Here is a 15685-nt window from a genome sequence, read left to right on the forward strand (position 1 = left end):
GTGAGCATCACGCTGCCGGAGCTGTTCTTTCGCGTCAAAGAGAATGGCGCGCTGGTGTTTCGGGTCACGACCGAAACCCGCCAGAACCGGCTGGACATGACCCCGATTGCGTCGCTGAACCTGCGCAACGGGGACATCAAGCCACAAGGGCAGCGCGAGATCACCGAAGCCGAGCACGCGGCGATCGAAGACTGGATCGCCGCGCGCCGCGAAACCCTTGAGGCGCGGCATCTGGATGATGTGCACCGGACGGTGGATTTCCTGAACCTGACCGCGCAATGGGTGCAATCCAAGGCAACGCCAGAGCAGCTTGAGGAGGTGACCGACACGCTCCTCCTGACCATGCATGACCTGCGCTCGATCCTCGTGCGCAAGAAGGCCGATCGGGTGATGGACGCCGCCCGGGCCGAGAAGGACCCTTCCTAGGCGCGGCGGCGGGATGTCGTCAGCCAGACGGATCCGATGATCACCATCAGGGCGCCCCATTGCAGCGGCGCGAGCCGCTCCCCCAGCAGCCCCACCCCAAGCAGCGCGCCTCCCACGGGCACGGCGAAATTCACTTGCGACATGCGCGTCGCGCCAAGCCGGGGCACAAGATAGAAATAGACAAGGTTCGCCGCCGCGGTGGAGACCAGCCCGAGATAGAGCACAGCGCCAAGCGCCACCGGCGTCAGATCCCCGCCCCCCGGCCGCACGCCACTGAGCAGCACCGCCAGCAGCAGCATCCCAGTGCCGACCAGCGCGGATCCCGCCGCCATTTCCATCGGCGGGCGCCGTACCCAACGGCGGATATAGACGGTGGAGAGCGCATAGCAGAGCGTCGCGCCAAGAATCGCCCCTTGTCCGGCAAACTGTGCACCCAGCCCCGACAGCGCATCGGGCCCCGCCAGCAGGATGACCCCGAACAGCGCCCCGCCGAGCCCAACGACCACGCGCCCGCTCAACCGCTCATCCGGCAGCGCCATGGCCGCGAGCAGCGCCGTCGCCACGGGTGACACCCCCATGAGGATCGCCGCGAGCGCGCTGTCCACCACCGTTTCGCCATAGGTGATCAACAGGAAGGGGACGACGCTGCCCAAAAGCCCCGTGATGCCATAGGACAGCCAATCCGCCGGGTGCCTGGACAGGCTATGGCCCAGGGCAAAGAAGATCCCGGTGAGCGCCAGCATCCCCACCACCATCCGCCCGGCCACCAGCAGCATCGGATCGAGTGTCGCCACCCCGAGCTTGATGACCACATAGGAGGAGCTCCACGCCCCAGCGAGCGCCAGCCAGAGGCAGAGATCACGCAGAGAGGCGCGCGGCAGGGGCGGACTGGGGCTTGTCATCGGGGGGTGCTCATGGAATGCTACATTATGTGTAGCATAGAGCGCTACTAAATGAGTAGCAACACCAAACCCACCCCGCCCGAGGCCCTCTTGCCGCGCCCCGGAACCCCCGTGCGTGGCTCGACCAGCGGACAGCCGATCATGGTGCTCTTTGATCTTCTGGGGCGCCGCTGGGCCATGGGGATCCTGTGGAACCTCTCGGAGACCAACCGCACCTTTCGCGATCTGCAAGCGCGCTGCGGCTCGGCCTCCCCCACGGTGCTGAACACCCGGCTCAAGGAGCTCCGCGCCGCAGGCCTGGTCGAGAAAGCCCCCGATGGCTACGCGCTCACAGCCGATGGGCGCGCCCTGTTTCAGGTGCTGGAGCCGCTGGGAGATTGGGCCATGGACTGGGCCCCGCGCATGGGCGCGCCCGAGGGCTGAGCCCCCGGACCGACGCGGTCAGGCCCAGCGCCGGATGGCGGCTTCGGAATCCGTGGGACCGGTGTTGAACGCGATCTTTGCGCCCGGCGCTGCGGCATGGACGAGATTGACCAGCTTTTCGAAGACCAGGAAGTGGTCGTCATCCTTGCGCACCCCTGCGCCGATCAGCACGACATCATAGGAGGTCTGGGCCAAAGCCTCCGCGAGCTGATCCATCGCTGTCTCGCCATCCCGGATGAAGCCGATCTCCGCCGCGTAGCCCGCCGCGTTGAGCGCCGCTTCATCCGACCGGAGCGCGCCTTCGAGCCGCTCCGGCGTCAGCCCCGGGTATTTCGCGTAGTCCACAACACTCGGGTGCCAGCCCACCATCAGAACCTTCTTGGTCATCTCGATCTCCTTCTGCGGGCATGGCTCCGGCGCAAGGACGCGGCCCCTGCCCCGCCCAACACATGCCAGCCCTGCCCTGCAATTTAGATTACACGTAAACTAATAGCCAAATTATTTTACATAGCAACTACTTTTTGCGAGTCGGTATTCCAAGGGGCCTGTGCTCGGAAAATCGGACTGAGTCGGAGGGGGAGCGCAGCGCGCCATAAGCCGTTCCGCCCAAAAGCCTCCGCTGTTAACCAGGAACGCTGTGTGACCCCGCTTTAGCCAGAAACAATCTCGTCAAACGCCCGAGGACTGCACCGGAAATGTGATCCAGTTAACCGTCACCAAAGTTCGTTTTTGAATAAAATATGCTTCGTGTCAGCGATATGAGAGACTGCTGACATCTCTAGTGTTCCTTGAGTAACGAGGTAAGTTATGAAGACGACGTACGGCGCAATTGCGCTGGTTGGCGCTGTGTTGGCTGGGTCCACCGCATCCGCCGCAACCGTAACCGAAGGCCCGGGTGGCTTCGACAACGGCTATGCAACCACAATCACCTATGATGATGCTGCGGCACGCGGCACGTTGAATGGCCGGGACAACGCCCTGAACGCTCTGGGCGCCGTGGATGGCCAGTTCTTTGAAATCGGCCTGGGCAGCACGGTCGATCTCACATTCGGGGCCCGGTTCCTGGATGGGGGCACGGTGGTCGAAGTGACCTTCGGCGACCCGGCCAACCACCCGGAATCTGTTGAAATCTTCGCCGGCATCGCCGGAGATGCGAGCTCCTTTGTGGCCATCGATCAGGTGTCGATCAGCAATGCGGACGCGCAAGGCCCTGTCGGGGTGAGCTTCACCTTCGCGGGCGGCCCCTACAACACCCTTCGGTTCACGGACACCACCGTGACCAACCTGGCAACCGGTGGTTTCGATATCGACTCCGTCCGGGTCTCTCCGGTGCCGCTGCCGGCAGGTCTGCTCCTGCTGGGTACGGCCATGGCCGGTCTGGGTGCTGTGCGTCGTCGCAAGACGGCCTGAGCGCTGACATAAGATCGCCTCGGGCGGGTTAATCGGGTCAGACCGCCTGACCCGAGCCAGCCGCCCGGGCCTTTGAGATCAAGACCGCCGACGCATCGCGCCGGCGGTTTTTCTATTGCCGCCTGTTCCGAGGGCCGGCGTCATCCCGCCTCGGCGAGCTGCCCTTGCCAGCCCCTGCGCCCCCAGAAGCGCAACATCAGCAGGATCCCCGCTATGGCCAGCCCCACCACGAGGCCGAGCCAGATGCCGATCTCGCGCAGGGGCGTATAGAAACCCAAGCCGAAGCCCACCGGCAAGCCGATCCCCCAATAAGAGATCGCCGCGATGATCATCGGCACCTTGGTGTCCTGCACGCCGCGCAAGAGGCCCAGCGCCATGACTTGAGCCCCATCCGCAAACTGGAAGAGCGCCGCCATGTAGAGGAGCGTCACCCCGATCGCGAGGATCTCGGTCCGGCTGGGATCATCGGGCGACAGGAAGGCCCCGATCAGCACTTCCGGGATCGCCACAAAGAGGCAGATCGTCGCCACCGAGAAGCCCACGGAAAGCGCAATTGCCACGCGCCCGCCGCGCTTGAGCCCGGCGATATCCCCCTGCCCCAGCGCGCGCCCGGCTCGGACGGTCGCCGCCTGGCTGAGGCCCACATGGACCATGAAGGTCAGCGCCGCCATCTGCAGCGCAATCCCATGGGCCGCCAGCTCCAGCGTGCCAATCGCCCCCATCATCATGGCGGAGGCGGCGAAGAGACCGCTCTCGGAGAAACTCGTGATGCTGATCGGCCAGCCCAGGCGATAGACCGCGCGGAACGCTGTCCAGTCCGGCACCCAGAGGCGACGAAAGAGGTCGTGCTGCGGAAGCTCGCGCCTTGTGTAGATGACAAGCGCCACAAGCGAGGCGAGGTGCAGCGAGAGCGAGGCCAAGGCCGCCCCCTGGACCCCGAGCTCGGGCGCTCCGAACCGCCCGAAGATCAGCACATAGTTCAGGAAGGCGTTGATCACCGCCGCGCCAATGGTCACCCAGAGCACGATCTGCGTCCGCTCCAGCGCGGAGAGATAGCCTTTGAGGACCATGACCAGCAGGCCCGGCGCCATGGCGAGCCCGGCGATCCGCAGGTAGTCCTGTGCGAGGTGTGCCGTGTCCGGATCCTGCCCCAGCAGGATCAGCCAAGGGGCGGACCAGACCATCGGCGGCGTAACCACGGCGGCAAAGATCAGCACGAGCCAGAACCCCATCCGGGTCACCCGGCGCACCTGGGTGTCATCGCCCCGCGCCGCGGCCTCGGCCACCATGGGCATCACCGCCCAGGCAAAGCCCGAACCGACGATCAGCAGCGCGAAGAACACGGTCATGGAGCCGAGCACCACCGCCGCCAGCGCCTCGGCGGAATACCAGCCGAGCATCACCGTATCCGTGGCCGAGATCGCGATCTGCGCCATGTGGCTGCCGATCAGGGGCAACCCCAGAACGAGGATCGAGCGCGCATGGCCGAGGGAGGTGAGCGGGGTGGTCATAGGGCCTCGTAGGACCAAGGGGCCAGCATCTCAAGGCCTCATCTCGCCCGGCGGGCCGGATTATGCCGGTGGCAGCCCCGTTGGGGCTGCGGACGCGCGCACGGGCGCGGATCCGCCCCGAGATCCGGGCCGGGATGGCATGTCGCCCGGCCCGCGCGAAACGGACCGTGCCCGGTCCGTCAAAAACCGCCGCGCAACAACCCCCAGGCCAGCAGCGCCACGAGGAGCCCTGCCGCGACCTCCAGCACACTGCCCAGATGACGCGCCCGGCCCCAGCCCCCGGCGGCCAGGAGGCTGCTGTCGCGCAGCCCCGTGGACAGGACCGCCACCGCGATCGTCACGCTCGCCGTGCCCAGCGCCATGGCGAATGTTCCGGCAATCGCCGCCGGGGCGATCTGAAAGCGGATCCCGAGGATCAGCACAAAAAGCGCACCGGTGCAGGGGCGGATCGCCACGGCCGCGATCAGGGCGAGGATCTCGCGCCAGCTGCGCGCGGACAGCACCGCCTGCGGATCCGGCGCATGCACATGGCCACAGGTCTCGCAGACCGCTCCCGGGGCCGTTGCGTTGTGCTGATGCGGCGCCCCGCCACTCTGCGCGCGGGCGAAATCCCGGGCCAGATGATGCTCCGGCGCGCCGCCCGCGGGCGCGAGGGCCGGCGTCGGGACCGGCGCCAGCGCCTGGTGCAACCGCCGCGCCCCGCGCCAGACCAGCCACAGCCCGAGGAGCAGGATGGCAAACGCGCTTGCCGGCGCAAACCAGCTCTCGGCGAGCCCAGTCATCTGCGCCGTGCTGGCTTGCAGCACGAAGGCGCCGACACCCACCAACAGGATCGCCGTCACCGCCTGCCCCAGGCTCGCCACCAGCGCAATCGCCCCCAGCCGCAGCATGGTGATCCGCCGCGCCACCCCGTAGCCGCCGATCACCACCTTGCCATGGCCCGGCCCCGCCGCGTGGAAAAACCCGTAGGCAAAGCACACGCCAAGAAACCCGATCAACGCCCCGGGCGATCCCGCCCGCAGGGCGCGCAGCTGTGCGGCCAGCGCATTCTGCACCTCCCGTTGCTGCCCCGCGGCCCAATAGCCGATCGCCTCGGCCCCGCCGCCCCACAAGAGCAGCACCAGCCCCGCCAGCAGCGCCAGCGCAATCGCGGCAGCTAGGGCGCGCATGTCACGCGAACCTCATGGCTGAAAAGCGCGCCGACGGCGGGAAAGCCAACCTCCAGAAAGGGGTCAAAACTGCCGCTGAACTCTTCAAGCGCGGCGCGCAGTTGGGCCGAGGCCGCGCCGGGCTCCGGCACATAGACCTGAGCGCTGCACCCGTCGGGCGCGTTCTCGAGCCGCACGGGCAGGTTGATCTCGTAAGACGTGTAATAGGTCGGGTCATAAATCTGCAGGATCAGCGGCTCCGCCCCTATGGCGACCCGGGTCTCGAGCGCCCGCAGATGGGTGCTCACCACCCGACCCTCGCCATAGGTGGCGTCCCATTCCAACGGTCGGGAAAGCGGCAGCGCCGCCTCTCCCAGGAGCAGATAGCTGTCGCCCTCGAACTCCGCATCCCAGTTCATGTCAAAACCCGAGAGGCGCGCCACCTCGGTCTCGGTCAGGATCCCGTCGAAATCCGGATCCAGTCCCTGGTCTTCAAGGACAAAAAGGGAAAACAGGTCATCATAGGCCCAGACAATCCGCACGGCCCCAAGCTTGCCCGCCTCATCAAAGACAAGGGTCACCCCGGCATCGATGAAGATGTGCGGATGGGCAACCACCGGCGCGCCCGCGACCGCCAGGGTCGAAGCGAGCAAGGCAGCGCGGGATATGGTGCGGAGGCTCTCCATGGGCCAGAGATAAGCGCCTCCCGGTCCGCATGCAATCGCCGCTGCGCGGCATCTCGCGCAAACAAAACCCCCACGCCAGCACGGCGCGGGGGAACAGGACGCGCCCGTTCAGGCGCGCCAGGGAGGATCCTTGGCGTCAGTTCTTGCGACGCGCATCCGGGTGCAGGGACGCGCCCAGAATGTGTTCGGAGGAATGAACCACATGGCCCGCCCCGCCCACGATCAGCGGATCGGGCGGTGTCGCGATGCTGAGATCCTTGTCCGGATAGTCCAGGGTCGACAGGAAGTGGCGCATGCAGTTGAGGCGCGCGCGCTTCTTGTCGTTGGATTTGACGATGGTCCAGGGCGCATCGGCGGTGTTGGTGTAGAAGAACATCGCCTCCTTCGCCTCGGTATAGTCATCCCATTTGTCGAGGCTCGCCTTGTCGATCGGCGACAGCTTCCACCGCTTGAGCGGGTCGGTCGCGCGGCTGTCAAAGCGGCGCTTCTGTTCGGCCTGGGTCACCGAGAACCAGTATTTGTAAAGCCGGACCCCCGAGCGCGTCAGCATCCGCTCGAAATCCGGGGTCTGGCGCATGAATTCGAGGTATTCGTTCGGGGTGCAGAACCCCATCACCCGCTCCACACCGGCGCGGTTATACCAGGACCGGTCATAGAGCACGATCTCACCCGCCGTGGGCAGATGGTTGATATAGCGCTGGTAGTACCACTGGCCGCGCTCTTCATCCGTGGGTTTGTTCAGGGCCACGACCCGGGCCGCGCGCGGGTTCAGGTGCTCGGTGAACCGCTTGATGGTCCCGCCCTTGCCCGCCGCATCGCGCCCCTCAAAGAGCATCACGAATTTCTGGCCGGTCTCTTGCGCCCAGAGCTGCACCTTGAGCAATTCGGCCTGCAGCTGCGCCTTTTCGGCCTCGTAGGAGCGGCGCCCCATCTTGCGCCGGTACGGATAACGCCCGGTCTCAAAGGCCTGGCGAATTGCCTCGGGCGTGGGGACGGCGGTCTCGCTCGCGGCGACCTTTGCGCCATTCATCGCGGTCTTGTCGGTCTTTGGTGTGGGCGTGGTCTGTGCCATGGGGGCTCCTCTCATCGGTCGAGCCAGCCCTATCCCGTCCCCGCGCCGCGCGCCTTGACCCGGATCAACCCGCGTCAAAAAACTGTCACAAGTCCCCAGCGAGCCCGGAAAAGCAAAAACCCCACCCGGAACATCCAGGTGGGGCGGAGCACGTCAGGGGCCGTTCCGTGAGCTCAGTCTCAGCCCTGACGATTGCGGGCGCGCCAGCCCGTGGCGGCCAAGGCGCCGATCAGCAGCAGGCCGGAGGCCGGCAGCGGCACGGGGGCGGGCGGCTCCTGGATCAGGCGGTTGTCGGTGCCCACACGCAGACCGTCGATGGCAAAGCCATCATTGGTGCGCAGGGTGCTGCCATTGCTGGTGTAGTTGCCGATCTCGATCACCGCGTCGGTGACCAGCGTGTCAAAGCTCACCACCACGATCGAGGCGTTGCCGTTGGACAGCTTGCCGCCCACGCGCTGCTCGAACGTGTCGGTGTCAGAGGTGATCCGCAGGAAGGCGCCCGTGTCGGAGCCGTCCACCAGGGTGAAGACCACGGTGTTAAAGGTCGAGCCGGTGGAGACATCCCAGTCGATGCCATAGGTGTCATTGCTGTCGAGATACCAATCGCCATCCAGCGGCTGGGTGTTGTAGCGGCCATAGGTGTTGCCGTCGCGCAGGGCGAGCTCGGTGCCCGTATTGCCCGGCAGGTTGGACACGGTGCCGCCCGTGCCGGTGCCGCCCAGGGTGTTGAACGTGCCCACGGCGGTGCTGAAGTCACTGCCGACTTCACCTTCACCGAGATTTGCACCCAGGGTTTCGAAATCTTCGCCGGTGGAGGCAATGGTGCCTTCAACGATGCTGAACACGGCGGGGTTGTATTCGGTCACGGCGATGGAGGCCGCAAAGGCGGGCGCCATCGGCACAGCAACAGCCAAAGCTGCCGCCACCAGGGAGGTTTTGTAGGACATGGGAACTCATCCACTCGTAAAAAACAGGAACTCTACACAGAGCCCGCTAGGTACCAGTCTCCGAAAACTTTAGACAGTTTTTTTAGGTGTTTACGTTAACAGCGCGAATTCGCGACAATTCCGGGGAAATCAGCGGATTTCATTGCACTCGGATACGCAGTCCCGGCGGCGCGACAGAGACGCAGATCGCGGCAAGGTCCGTCGGCACGGGCACCTTCACTCACCTTCCGTCCATGATTATGAAATAAAAACAGATACCTGACGTCCAAATTGCTCTGAGGAGCTCCAGCACCGCACGCCTCGCCACTCGATATCTACCCCCCCCTTGTTGCATACAACAGTACCAACGATATGGACATCATTCGCCTAAAACTCTAACGATACCCCCGCGAGGCGATGTTTCTGGCCTCCGCGTAGAGCACCTATTGACGAGAGTATCATGTTGACCAAACAGCTACCGGCCCTCCTGGGCCTGATCTGCGCCGCTGCCACCAGCGCGGGCGCAGCCACCATCAATACCAGCAATGCCACCTGCATCAGCGGCTGCGCAGGAGTGACCAGCGGCACAACGCCCGCCGGGATCGACTTCCTGAACAACCTGCAGGTGGGCACCGTCTACAAGCTGGAGAATGCCAGCTTCGTCGATGGCAATGGCGACACCTATGACGCGCGGGTCGAAGTGCTCGGCCTCAGCGATGGCGCCTCCGCCTCGACCATCAACGTCCAGGGCGTGAACGAGTGGAAGCACCTGCAATTCACCTTTGTCGAGGATGACACCCTGACCACCGTGAACACCAATGGGGTCAGCACCACGGTTGTCGGCGCCAAGTTCATCAACGTCTTCGACATCGACAGCAATTTCGGCACGGGCGGACGCGCCAATTTCACCGATGTGGTCGGCGTGAATGCCGAGATCGTCGGCCTCGGCGCTGCGCTGGAGGAAGGCGGCTTTCTCGCCTCCGACGCGCCCCTGACCGATGGGGATGGCGAAGACATCAATTATGCACGGCTCGATCAGGAGTTCGTGCCCGGTGAAGAATGGAAGAACGAACCGAACTTCAAACCGGGCCAAGGCCTGAATGAAGAGGATTTCGTGGCGACCTTCTCCACCGGCGGGGACCTCGAAGGGTTCGAGCTGGTCTGGGGCTCCACCGGCGCGCCGTCGAACAATGTGCGCGGCTGGGAGCTGTCGATCGACGCCGATCCGGTGGTCGCGCCGGTGCCGCTGCCCGCCTCCCTGCCCCTGTTGCTGGCCGGAATGGGCCTGATCGGCGCCATGCGCCGGACACGCGCCTGACCGTCCCGCTCTTTGGTCTGGCCCGCCTTCCGCGCGGCCAGACCCGGTTTCCAGAGCACGCGGCATAACGGCGACTTTCCCCTGTTGTGATCAGCACTCAACTCCCTCCAAACCAGTTTTTTCCGAGGGATCTTTGATGCGCACTGCTCTTTTCTTCGCCGGATATCTCTGCTGTTTTCCCGCACTGACCAGCGCGGCAGAGCCAGGCCCCATCCTCTCCGCCACAAATCTTGCCGGGCCGGCCATGACCTATGACGGCATTGTCTTTGCGCCCGATGATGGCAGTGCCACGGGCAATACAGGGACCGAGAGTGCGAGCAATAGCGGGCCAAATGGCCTGCAGGAGGCACTGCTGGACACGCCCTTTGCCTCCATGCGCTGGGGGGGCGAGGTGGCGTGGTCGGGCCCCGTGGCGGACGCGCCGGTGACGGTGGACCTCTATTTCATGGAAGGCTGGTGGCCCGATGCCGGACGCCGCCTCATGACGATCGAGGTGGAGGGCGAGGTTCTGCGCAGCGGCTTCGACGTCCTTGCCGCCTCGGGCGGCGATCCCAATGTGCCGCAGATCCTGCGCCTGACCGGGATCGACCCGGCACGGTCGGGGGATCCGAACCGCCTCGACCTGCGGGTCCTGACCGAGGTGGACAACGCGATCCTCTCTGCCGTGGTCCTGCGCTGCGCGGGTGGTGACGGAGACTGCGCCGCCAAGGTTGCGGACGCCGAAGCCAAACAGGCCGCCCGGCGCGAAGCTGCCGAAATGGCCGAGCGCCTGCGCTGGCAAGGGGTTTGGGAACTGCCCTACCAGGACCAGCAGCGTCGCGCCTTTCGGCATGTGTTCACGTCAACGGAGCAAGGCGCGATCCTGCATCTGCGCTCAGGCACTCTAAGCTGCGACGCCGCTTTCGGCCCTGCGTCCCATCCCTCGCAGATGCCCCTTCTCGGGGTCTCCTGCATCGGCATTTCGGACGCCGCCCTCGGCGACCCACGGCTTGATGAAGGGCCAGAGGGCAACATCCGTTTCGCGATGGCGATCAACGGGCGCGACTGGGGGTTCGACATGCCCAAGCTGGTGTCGATGCCGCTTGCCCCGTCCACCCGTCCGGATGACTTTCCTTTTGAAACGGCCGGTATCACTCTGGCCGCCACATGGGCCGAGCAACAGGCGCAGGTCGCCGCCCGGCTTGCGGATCTGGGCCAGCCGACAACGGACTGGACGACCGAGGGCACGGGCAACGACATCTACTACCACACGATCGGGATGCCGCAGTCGTTGTTCGGTTACGCGGGCGAGCACTACATGGCCTACACGGTTGGGAATGGCCCCGACGCCCGGCCCATCGCGCTGCTCCGGCGTTGGATCCCGGCCGCGGACCAGCAACCTCTTTACGACACGACCATGGCCGCCCTGCGCGAAAATACGGGCCTGAGCGGTCCCCGGTCATCGCCCTTCACGGTGGCTCCACCCGCATCCCGATCGGGGTGGACTGGGCGATGGCTCCGGATGGCAGTCGACACACCGAGGCCTGCAACGGCCCGCTGGCGGCCCAGGTCTCGCTGCCTGCTCTGAAGGGGCAAGTCTACCGCTTTCCGGGTGCGCAGGTCGGTCGCCCCCTCAGCACCGGCATCGCATGGCGGCACGGCTGCGGCCTCTATTTCCAGGTCACGCACAACGTCCTGCAAGACGGCCCCAGGATTGAGGCCATGCAATTCATGCTGGCCGACAACGCCCCTCTGACCGAGGCAGTCTGGGATTTCGAGACGCGCGACTGGGAGGCCCGCGTCGCGGAAATCCTCGAAAAGAGCGCCGCGCGGACTGAGACGGAAGACGCGCAGCAGGCGATCGAGCCGGAACTCTGAAATCCGGCCAGACTCCGCCCGCACTGCCACTTCCCACCCCGCCTTGGCCCTGCCATACTGGGCGAAACACCAAAAAGAGCAGTGACAGCCATGGCCGACGATCTTCTTTCGGGTGCACAGCCCGACGCATCTTCCTATGACGCTTCCTCGATCCAGGTGCTCGAGGATATGGAGCATGTGCGCCTCCGTCCCGGCATGTATATCGGCGGCAAGGACGACCGCGCCCTGCACCACATGGTGGCCGAGATCATCGACAACTCCATGGATGAGGCCGTGGCCGGTCACGCCACCTGGATCGAGGTGGAGCTGCACGAAAACGGCCATGTCTCCGTGCGCGACAACGGGCGCGGCATCCCCACCGGGCCGCACCCCAAGGATCCGAAAAAGTCCGCGCTGGAGATCATCTTCTGCACCCTGAATGCGGGCGGTAAGTTCTCCGGCGACAATTACGAGACCTCCGGCGGTCTGCACGGCGTCGGCTCCTCCGTGGTCAACGCGCTCTCGGATCACTTGCGGGTCGAGGTCGCCCGGAACCGCGAGCTCTATGCCATGGAGTTCTCCCAAGGCGTCCCGCGCGGTCCGCTGGAAAAGATCGGCGCGGCCCCGAACCGCCGGGGCACCGCCGTGACCTTCCACCCGGACCCTGAAATCTTCGGCTCGCTCCACCTCAAGCCCGCGCGCCTCTTCAAGATGGCTCGCTCCAAGGCGTATCTGTTCTCCGGGGTCGAGATCCGCTGGAAAACCGCCATTGATGACGGCGACACCCCCGCCGAAGCGACCTTCCACTTCCCCGGCGGGCTCTCGGACTACCTCTCCGAAACCCTCGGCCAGGCCGCCACCTATGCAGACGCCCCCTTCGCGGGCACCGTCACCTTCGACAAGTTCGGCCGCCCCGGCAAGGTCGAATGGGCGATCAACTGGACCCCGGCCCGCGACGGCTTCATCCAGTCCTACTGCAACACAGTCCCCACCCCCGAGGGCGGCACCCATGAGGCCGGCTTCTGGGCCGCCATCCTCAAGGGCATCAAGGCCTATGGCGAGCTGGTGAACAACAAGAAGGCCGGCACCATCACCCGCGAGGACCTGACCACCGGCGCCGGCGCCCTCGTCTCCTGCTTCATCCGCGAGCCCGAATTCGTCGGCCAGACCAAGGACCGCCTCGCCACGGTCGAGGCCCAACGCATGGTCGAAAACGCCGTCCGCGACCATTTCGACAACTGGCTCGCCGCCGACACCAAATCCGCAGGCGCCATCCTCGACTTCCTTGTCCTGCGCGCCGAGGAACGCCTCCGCCGCCGCCAAGAAAAGGAAACCGCCCGCAAATCCGCCACCAAGCGCCTGCGCCTGCCCGGCAAACTGGTCGACTGCTCGGCCACCAACCGCGCGGGCACGGAACTCTTCATCGTCGAGGGCGACAGCGCCGGCGGCTCCGCCAAAATGGCCCGGGACCGCAAGACCCAGGCCCTCCTCCCCCTGCGCGGCAAGATCCTCAACGTCCTCGGGGCGGCCTCGTCAAAGCTCGGCTCCAACCAGGAGATCAGCGACCTCACCCAGGCCCTCGGAGTCGGCCTCGGCACCAAGTTCAATGTCGAGGACCTGCGTTACGACAAGATCATCATCATGACCGATGCGGATGTGGACGGCGCCCATATCGCCGCCCTCCTGATGACCTTCTTCTTCAGCCAGATGCGCCCGATGATCGACCAGGGCCACCTCTACCTCGCCTGCCCGCCCCTCTTCCGCCTGACCCAAGGCGCGAAACGGGTCTACTGCCTGGATGAGCGCGAGCGCGACACCTGGCTCGACAAGGGGCTCGGCGGCAAAGGCAAGATCGACGTGAGCCGCTTCAAGGGCCTCGGAGAGATGGACGCCAAGGACCTCAAAGACACCACCATGAACCCCGAAACCCGGAAACTGATCCGCGTGAGCATTGATGAGGACGAACCCGGAGAGACCGGAGACCTCGTCGAGCGCCTGATGGGCAAGAAACCGGAGAAGCGCTTCGAGTATATCCAGGAGAACGCCCGGTTCGTGGAGGAGTTGGATGTTTAGTGGGTTAGGAAAGAACCCAGTCGGGAACTTCAACTAGTTTGCGCAAACGCTCAACCTCATTAAAGTCGCGCGCTTCAAGAGCGGATTTTAACGCATCAGAGTTTTCGGCTTCAAAGCGATTCCCAAGATAAATGCGCTTGAGGAAAGCTCTCTCATCATTTGGCCCCAATACCGCCAGATCGTACATTGTAGTACTCTCAAGAAACTTTGAATGAACAACGTTCATGCATGCAGCGATCTTGTCCAAGCAATTCTTTGCTTCAATGTAGCTACTGCCCTCTAGGGCATCGATCCTTAGTGCAATTCCCTCATCGGCATGTGCGAGAACTTTGTTGCGCCGTTCCCGAAACTTTGTTGCAGCCTCCTTTGCTTCAGCAAGGGTATCGTTAAACTCTCCTCTACAATGATCGTCGAAATGGATTGCAAGGCTTTCAAGGCACAAGTTCGGGTGACCCGCGGTTCTTCTAGGATCTGTCAGTCGGCAAAGAGCCATGCACAACGAGTCCCAGAGTGCCTTTGAAGCATACATAGCCACTAGACCAGACGCTTCGTTGAGTACGTCCACTCGCTTTGGTGAGTGAACGAAAAGGCCATGGAAAATCTTTAGTTCTACGTATGCGTTGGTGATCGCATTATCTAACCAATAGACTGCTTCACCTAAATCATCTCCCAGAGTTACCTTGAGTTCTTGCAATCGTTCTTCTGAGGTTTTTGTCGACATATGGTATAAACTCCACATTGTTTTTGAGAGCAACACACTCTGTCGTTGTTAAGCATACACGATAGGATGTTTTCAAAGGAACCGCACAAGCGCAATTACACGCCCGGTCGCCAGACCGGGCCGCGTCCGATCCGCCCCCACGGGCGGACGCGCTGCGCGCTTACCACCCTCGGACCGGCCGCGGCCCTGTTCAAACGGCGACACTCAAAAACGGATAAACTCCAAGCGGTGTGGCCCCGGCGCTCCGCGCGTTCGGGCTTTGAAACATCCACTGCTCCATCTCAAGCGGCACCAGACCAACCCGCACCTCCGCGACACTTGCGGCAGGGACGTTGCGCCGCGCCAGATCTCTACCAAACATCTGCCGACAATAACCGCACTGCGGCGCATCAGATCGCTGGCAAACACCGAACCTCAACGCGCCGGGCGAACACTCCACATCGCTTCATCCGGAGGCGGAGTTCCCCGGATCACTGTCGCGGAAAAGGTTAATGATGCGCCGAATGCGTCGCGGTTTGTTAACCATTTCCGCACAATTCATGAGCGGGCAAAACGCCGCGAGATTGCGCGAAAACCCTGATTGTCTGACAAAATGCCCGACAGATGCCCGACACGTGTCCGACAGGGGGCCGACAGGGGTCAGACGCCCTCACCCAGCCCAAAACGGGCCTCCGTCAACGCGCGGAAAGAGTACCGGATCCCGGGCCGAAAACGCGCCCGGCGCCACCGCGCAAACACCGCCTAGCGCTGCAAGGTCTTCAGGTACTCGACCACGGCCACCATGGACCGGCTGGTCAGGATCGGCGCGCCCGTTTCGCTGTCCAGAGCGCCCGCCTCTCCGTCGAAAAGATCGCCGAACACCGGCATCGGGCCGCCATGGCCGAGCACGGGCATCCGTCCGTCGATCCGCGCCACCACGCGGCTCACGGGGAAGACCCCGTCGCTATCGGCCGTGAGCCGGGTCAGGTCCGGCGGCGAGATCGTCAGGACCTGCGTCATCGGGCCATCTCCGACGGCCTCCATCCCGTGGCAGGTCACGCAGTAATCCCGGAAGAGCTGCCGCCCTTCCTCCACTGGATCCGCCGTAACACTGGTCGCCAGCGCCATCGCGAACCCCGTTAAACCTCCGATAATCCAACGCATTTTCGCCTCCTGCGTGTCTCCTCGCCCCAGAAAGAACCCTAGCCCAACCCGATCACGCGCACCTTGATATCGCTCAAGCGGCCTTGCCCC

16 protein-coding genes are annotated in these 15685 nt (G+C 64.3%); 7 read left to right on the top strand and 9 right to left on the bottom strand.

Going from position 1 to position 15685, the window contains the following annotated elements; genetic code table 11:
• Nucleotides 1–426: a hypothetical protein gene (locus ACP153_RS02660; RefSeq protein WP_424969423.1), complete on the top strand. Its 426-nt coding sequence runs from the start codon at nucleotides 1–3 to the stop codon at nucleotides 424–426.
• Here the strand turns inward: ACP153_RS02660 and ACP153_RS02665 are convergent.
• Nucleotides 423–1328: a DMT family transporter gene (locus ACP153_RS02665; protein WP_424969424.1), complete on the bottom strand. Its 906-nt coding sequence runs from the start codon at nucleotides 1326–1328 to the stop codon at nucleotides 423–425. The genes ACP153_RS02660 and ACP153_RS02665 overlap by 4 nt on opposite strands.
• Before the next feature lie 51 nt (nucleotides 1329–1379).
• On the opposite strand from ACP153_RS02665, the gene ACP153_RS02670 reads away from it, so the two are divergent.
• Complete coding sequence (locus ACP153_RS02670; protein ID WP_424969425.1) at nucleotides 1380–1751, top strand: winged helix-turn-helix transcriptional regulator; 372 nt, start codon at nucleotides 1380–1382, stop codon at nucleotides 1749–1751.
• A gap of 18 nt (nucleotides 1752–1769) precedes the next feature.
• Here ACP153_RS02670 and ACP153_RS02675 read toward each other — a convergent pair whose 3' ends face one another.
• Nucleotides 1770–2138 (bottom strand): hypothetical protein, encoded by a 369-nt coding sequence (locus ACP153_RS02675; protein ID WP_424969426.1) that lies wholly within the window; start codon nucleotides 2136–2138, stop codon nucleotides 1770–1772.
• A gap of 420 nt (nucleotides 2139–2558) precedes the next feature.
• On the opposite strand from ACP153_RS02675, the gene ACP153_RS02680 reads away from it, so the two are divergent.
• Nucleotides 2559–3161, top strand: coding sequence for a VPLPA-CTERM sorting domain-containing protein (locus ACP153_RS02680; RefSeq protein WP_424969427.1), 603 nt, complete (start codon nucleotides 2559–2561; stop codon nucleotides 3159–3161).
• Nucleotides 3162–3301: 140 nt separating this feature from the next.
• On the opposite strand, the gene ACP153_RS02685 is transcribed toward ACP153_RS02680, so the two are convergent.
• The 5 genes from ACP153_RS02685 to ACP153_RS02705 all read right to left on the bottom strand — a co-directional run bounded on the left by ACP153_RS02685 (nucleotide 3302) and on the right by ACP153_RS02705 (nucleotide 8525).
• On the bottom strand, nucleotides 3302–4672 hold the full coding sequence (locus ACP153_RS02685; protein WP_424969428.1) for an MATE family efflux transporter: 1371 nt from the start codon (nucleotides 4670–4672) through the stop codon (nucleotides 3302–3304).
• 179 nt (nucleotides 4673–4851) lie between these two features.
• Nucleotides 4852–5841: a nickel/cobalt transporter gene (locus ACP153_RS02690; RefSeq protein ID WP_424969429.1), complete on the bottom strand. Its 990-nt coding sequence runs from the start codon at nucleotides 5839–5841 to the stop codon at nucleotides 4852–4854.
• Entirely contained in the window at nucleotides 5829–6506 is a 678-nt protein-coding gene (locus ACP153_RS02695; RefSeq protein WP_424969430.1) for a DUF1007 family protein, read from the bottom strand. Before ACP153_RS02695 ends, ACP153_RS02690 begins: the two co-directional genes overlap by 13 nt.
• Nucleotides 6507–6642: 136 nt before the next feature.
• Nucleotides 6643–7536, bottom strand: coding sequence for a polyphosphate kinase 2 (ppk2, locus tag ACP153_RS02700; RefSeq protein WP_424969999.1), 894 nt, complete (start codon nucleotides 7534–7536; stop codon nucleotides 6643–6645).
• A gap of 221 nt (nucleotides 7537–7757) precedes the next feature.
• The gene (locus tag ACP153_RS02705) at nucleotides 7758–8525 is read right to left on the bottom strand and encodes a VPLPA-CTERM sorting domain-containing protein (RefSeq protein WP_424969431.1); all 768 of its coding nucleotides are present in this window, start codon (nucleotides 8523–8525) and stop codon (nucleotides 7758–7760) included.
• 439 nt (nucleotides 8526–8964) lie between these two features.
• Here ACP153_RS02705 and ACP153_RS02710 point away from each other — a divergent pair, with 439 nt between their 5' ends.
• The 4 genes from ACP153_RS02710 (at nucleotide 8965) to parE (ending at nucleotide 13731) form a co-directional block, all read left to right on the top strand.
• Entirely contained in the window at nucleotides 8965–9822 is an 858-nt protein-coding gene (locus tag ACP153_RS02710) for a VPLPA-CTERM sorting domain-containing protein (RefSeq protein WP_424969432.1), read from the top strand.
• A gap of 136 nt (nucleotides 9823–9958) precedes the next feature.
• Entirely contained in the window at nucleotides 9959–11389 is a 1431-nt protein-coding gene (locus ACP153_RS02715) for a malectin domain-containing carbohydrate-binding protein (protein ID WP_424969433.1), read from the top strand.
• Complete coding sequence (locus ACP153_RS02720; RefSeq protein ID WP_424969434.1) at nucleotides 11314–11679, top strand: hypothetical protein; 366 nt, start codon at nucleotides 11314–11316, stop codon at nucleotides 11677–11679. Before ACP153_RS02715 ends, ACP153_RS02720 begins: the two co-directional genes overlap by 76 nt.
• A 90-nt stretch (nucleotides 11680–11769) precedes the next feature.
• Nucleotides 11770–13731: a DNA topoisomerase IV subunit B gene (parE, locus tag ACP153_RS02725; protein WP_424969435.1), complete on the top strand. Its 1962-nt coding sequence runs from the start codon at nucleotides 11770–11772 to the stop codon at nucleotides 13729–13731.
• A gap of 4 nt (nucleotides 13732–13735) precedes the next feature.
• Here the strand turns inward: parE and ACP153_RS02730 are convergent, their stop codons facing one another.
• Both ACP153_RS02730 and ACP153_RS02735 read right to left on the bottom strand, forming a co-directional pair.
• On the bottom strand, nucleotides 13736–14452 hold the full coding sequence (locus ACP153_RS02730) for a hypothetical protein (protein ID WP_424969436.1): 717 nt from the start codon (nucleotides 14450–14452) through the stop codon (nucleotides 13736–13738).
• Nucleotides 14453–15193: 741 nt separating this feature from the next.
• Nucleotides 15194–15595: a c-type cytochrome gene (locus tag ACP153_RS02735; RefSeq protein WP_424969437.1), complete on the bottom strand. Its 402-nt coding sequence runs from the start codon at nucleotides 15593–15595 to the stop codon at nucleotides 15194–15196.
• Between the last annotated feature and the right edge of the window lie 90 nt (nucleotides 15596–15685).

Source organism: Dinoroseobacter sp. S76 (assembly GCF_049801095.1).
Taxonomy (GTDB): domain Bacteria; phylum Pseudomonadota; class Alphaproteobacteria; order Rhodobacterales; family Rhodobacteraceae; genus Dinoroseobacter.